This is a genomic window from Blastomonas sp. (assembly GCF_041747255.1).
Classification (GTDB): domain Bacteria; phylum Pseudomonadota; class Alphaproteobacteria; order Sphingomonadales; family Sphingomonadaceae; genus Blastomonas.
In genome coordinates this window covers 1-4,350 of the sequence record NZ_JBGTFM010000278.1, presented here as the reverse complement: position 1 = coordinate 4,350, position 4,350 = coordinate 1, and the positions used below count along the sequence as shown (strand labels likewise).

The window sequence follows — 4,350 nt, the reverse complement described above, 5'->3', positions numbered from 1 at the left end:
CTCGCCAACAATCAGTCCACCAGCCAGCAGACCTGGGCCGAGGATTGCCTCCTGGCCGGCAATATCGGCATCCTCCGCATGGGCGGCGGCGACGCCAGCTGGCAGCCCACACGCAACAATATCGTCGAAGGACACAATGGCAGCATCGTCAACCAGAACGTGACCGGCACGACCACGCGCGCCCTGACGGTAGCGGTGCCGCCCTACCAGATCCTCACCGCCACGAATGTTGGACCACTGGCAACGACAGGCGCGATCGGCTGAGCCCATCGCCGCCGACACCGCAAGGCTGTCCCGACCCTCGGGTCGGGACAGGCCTGCATGGCGCAGCGTCATCCCGCCGATACTCTCCCTCGGCACCGGATCGCTAGCGTCCCGACCCTAAAGGGTGCGTACGCCCGACCGCGCCATGGAGTCGGCCAACTGGTTTACGTCACGACAGGCGGCATAAAGTGTTCGATAAGTCTTGTATTCATTCGAACCAGATGGATATTTGCGCATTTCTTCAAAATAATCGATTGCTTTCTTATGATACTGTTCAGAAACTACCCACGCATTCTGCCCCTTATGGCCTTTCAAAATGGTTGCTGGGTCACCCACACATTCATGACCGTTAATACTCGGCAAGCCGCTGGAACTCGTATTCGAGCTACTGCCACTTCCACTGGAATTGCTCGAATTGCTCGGCTGGTCGTTGGTTTGGCCCGACGACGATGAGCTCGAGGAGCTTGCTGCCGGTGCAGGTGTGGCACCAGCGGCACCGGGGCCCACTTGACCCGTGCTGAGCTTGCGCGCTGCGCTGCCAGCACTGCTGTTGCCGGTCGACTTGATCTGCGTGCCTTGCTCTCGACCACGGTCGATACGCCCGTTGTGACCTTCCACAACCGTGTTGATTGCCGGCAGAGTGAGGCTCCCCCAGGCGCCGATGGTTGTCCGCCGTGCCACGTTATTGGTGAGCCGGGCCGATTCGGACCGCGGATGTGAGCCTTCCCTGCTGGCGGTCTGCGCCGAGGTGACATCCCCCGCCAGCACCTGGAGATCACTATTGTTCAAACGATTGCCGCTGGCCACACAGTTTTTGTCACTTAACCAGATGCCTTTGCAATTCTCCATCCAGTTATTCTCGAACGTGTTGTTCAAGCCAAAACGGCAAACAAAAGCGCCACCACCAATCATCGTATTGCCGCGGATCCGATTGCCCGATGATTTGGCGTTGATAACCTGATCATGAGTACAATTGACAAATAGGTTTGATTCTATGACTGCGCCGATGTTCAGCGGTTGATGGCGATGCTGAAAACCGAGCGCTATGCATACATTGCGGCCATCATGGAAATAATTGCCATAAATTCGTGGATTACGACCTTGGCCATTGTTAAACGGATCGAAGGAAATACAACGTTCACCCCATCCGCTGAATTCATTATTGTTGATAACCGCATTGACGGCGCCGTCCAAAGAGACTCGGCCATTGGTGCCGGTGAAAATACAAGTGCTCACCTGACAATTATTTCGGTTTATATTAACACCGGCATTGTCGAAACGCAGGCCGACGACTTGAACATTGTCGCCATTGAGTGTCAGGTTTGATCTCATGGTGGTCGCCAAATTCCGCTCGGCGACGATCCGGATCGGTGCGCTGCTGGTGCCACTTCGACCGATCGAGAAGCTGCCACTCTTCGAGAAGGTGACGCCGCTACGCAAGATGATGGTTGTCCCGGCTGACGCGTTGACTAGTGCCCGATCAAGTTCTGCAGCGCTGCCGACCCGGACTGTTGTCGCCAAGGCGGGCGCCGAAATGAAGGTCACGAGTGGCAGCGTCAGTGAGGCCAGCACCAAACTGCGGCGATTAATAGAGTGGCTCATTTGATTCCTTCCTGGGCGGAGAGTGCCTGATTGATTACCCATGAGCGTGCCGTATGGCAGGGGTGGGCAAGCTGGAGCCTTAAGCAGCTATATGACGTCCGACGACGCGGCTTATTCCGAAAAAAGATCAACCGCTGCCGTTTTTTGCCACGATCCACGTCACGCCAAGGTAGATGACCAGCGATACACTCGAGGTCAGGCTGAACAGCAGGATGGCCTCATTTGCTTCAAGTGCGAAAATATAGCTGACCGAAAAGCTGCCAATCATCGCCAGTGCTGTAAGTATCGAGGAAAGTAAAACAAAAGCCTGCCGCTTGAGATAATACAAAACCTGCGAGATTGGCATCATCACGAAGCGCAAGAGATAGAGGGGCGCGAGCAACTGCACCATGGTGCCGGCGGCCCGCCAAGTCTCACCAAAGACCAGTGCAAAGAGTGGTGGCGCGAGAATGACGATCGGGATCAGGCCGAACAACCCGATGATCGTGAAAAACAGCAAGGTTCGCAAGAAAAACCGAAGCAGATCGTGGCTCTCTATATGCCGCAGCTCGCCAAGAAAGACCTGACTGGCCGCTTCACTGAGGACCCGCACGGGCAGGCCCATGATTCTCTGACTGAGCGCATACCAACCCGCGGTAGCGGGGCCAAAAAGCCAGGCCATAATGATGACCGGCGCCATTTGGCAAATGCTTTCCAGCAATTGGGACGGCAAAGCCATCAAGGGATAGCGCCAGTTGGTGATGGCGCTGTGCCAGATCTTGGTCGGGCCTTGCGCTGCGAAAAGCTGCCATTCGTCGCGCGGCACCCGCACGGCATGGTACGCACTTCGCGCGGCATAGCCGAGGAGAAAGCCGACGATCAAACCAGGCGTGCCGGCACCGGCGAAGCCGAACGCCAACTGGCTGCCGGCTTGACTGCCGAACTGCATGGTGAGGGCCTTGCCGCTGACGGCGAAACGCCCGCGCCGTACCGACCAGAAGCTCAAGGCCGAGCCCAGCCCCCAGAGCAGCATCGCCAGCGGTAGCAGCCAGAGCCAGAGCCATAGGCCGACGTCCGGCGTGTTGATCAATGCGCGGACATCGGTCTGCCACATGAAGAGAAGTGCCAACCCGGTTGTCACGAGGGTGCATAGGACCGTCATACCGACCAGCCCGGCGGCATCGGCTTCATCGCGGACGATCGGAATAGCCAACTCGAAGCGCAGGCCTGTGCCCATTCCGGCGATCGCCACGACCGCGGCGAAAACCGCGAAAGCACCGAATTCCGCTGGCGTGAACAAGCGTGTCAGCAGCGGGGAGCTCAGGACCAGAATCGCCTGCCCCGCCACGGTGCCACCGGCCAGCATTAGGAGCTTGCGCAGGAACGAGGTTTCGGGCAGCAAGCGGCGGACGCGATGTCTCAACAGCGAAATGCGGTTCATGAGCTCTACTGGGAGTATCGAATTTCTGATTCGGGGACCGCGTGACATGCCACAAAACTGCCCGACGACAAGAGCACTCCTGCCTCACGCCCCGAGCCTGCCTGCTTAATCCATGGTTAAGAATTTCGCGCAAGGGTGGTTGGCGGCTCTCGTCATCGGCGCTGCCACCTTCCTTCTTTATAGCATCAATCTCGAGCGGTTGCCGGACGGCGATGAGCTTTATCATGCCCTGGCAGCTCAGGGCCTGCTCGAAACCGGCGAGCCGTCGATCGGTGAGCATGGTCGTTACTGGCGCGGCTATCCGACGACGTGGCTGGTGGCGCATAGCTATGCGCTGTTCGGTCCAAGTCTAACCGCGGCGCGGCTACCCTCGGTTCTCCTCATGACGGCGCTGGTCGTCGGTCTCTTCGTCTTTATGCGACGCGAGACCAGCGCCACCGCGGCCTGGATCGGGGCCGGACTCTTCGCAGTTTCGCCGTTCGCCCTGGCCGTCGCCCAGTTCGCTCGCTTCTATAGCTTGCAAGGCCTCGCTTTTTTCATTGCCGCCTGGCTCGTCTACCGCCAGATCGGCCAACCCTGGCCGCTCTGGCGGCACGTCGCCGCTGCCGTCCCCGCAGCGCTGCTTTTGGCCTTCGCTGTCTACCTCCAGCCAACGACACTGCTCGGCATTGCCGGGCTTGGACTCTGGGCGATCGGTGCGCTGCTGCTGCCATGGTTGGTCGATTCCACCGTGCCGGCCAGGGTGAAGCTGTATGTCGTGGCAGGTCTCTTGGTCACCGGGCTCGTTGCCGCCATGGCCGCCTGGGCTCTCGGTCTCGTCGATGCCTTATGGATGCGGTACCGGTCAACGATGCTCTTCAATGAGCTCCAGGGTGAGAATTTCCTGTTCTATCACCTCTGGTATATGCTGTACTATCCTACGCTTTGGACCCTCTCCGGGATCCTCGCGGTCTTGGCGCTGATCGACCGGCCGCGGCTTGCCGGCTTCGCGCTCACCATCTTCGTCACCGGCTTTCTCCTCAACTCCTTCGCTGCGGCGAAGAGCCTGCGTTACATCTTCTATG

At 58.8% G+C, this 4,350-nt stretch carries 4 protein-coding genes; 2 read left to right on the top strand and 2 right to left on the bottom strand.

Going from position 1 to position 4,350, the window contains the following annotated elements; translation table 11 throughout:
• Positions 1-264, top strand: a 264-nt coding sequence (locus ACEW8G_RS09450) for a hypothetical protein (RefSeq protein WP_373488176.1), incomplete at its 5' end; no start/stop codon positions are given.
• Between the two features lie 117 nt (positions 265-381).
• Here the strand turns inward: ACEW8G_RS09450 and ACEW8G_RS09445 are convergent.
• Together ACEW8G_RS09445 and ACEW8G_RS09440 are read right to left on the bottom strand one after the other, a co-directional pair.
• Positions 382-1,866, bottom strand: coding sequence for a hypothetical protein (locus tag ACEW8G_RS09445; protein WP_373488175.1), 1,485 nt, complete (start codon positions 1,864-1,866; stop codon positions 382-384).
• 127 nt (positions 1,867-1,993) lie between these two features.
• Positions 1,994-3,286, bottom strand: a complete 1,293-nt coding sequence (locus tag ACEW8G_RS09440) for a lipopolysaccharide biosynthesis protein (RefSeq protein ID WP_373488174.1) — start codon at positions 3,284-3,286, stop codon at positions 1,994-1,996.
• A 112-nt stretch (positions 3,287-3,398) separates the two neighbouring features.
• Between ACEW8G_RS09440 and ACEW8G_RS09435 the strand changes: the two genes are divergently transcribed.
• Positions 3,399-4,350, top strand: a 952-nt coding sequence (locus tag ACEW8G_RS09435) for an ArnT family glycosyltransferase (protein WP_373488173.1), incomplete at its 3' end; no start/stop codon positions are given.

What these genes read in the sequence shown, in the direction of transcription:
- ACEW8G_RS09445 (WP_373488175.1), bottom strand. Translation starts at nt 1,866, where the DNA reads ATGAGCCACTCTATTAATCGCCGCAGTTTGGTGCTGGCCTCACTGACG.
- ACEW8G_RS09440 (WP_373488174.1), bottom strand. Translation starts at nt 3,286, where the DNA reads ATGAACCGCATTTCGCTGTTGAGACATCGCGTCCGCCGCTTGCTGCCC.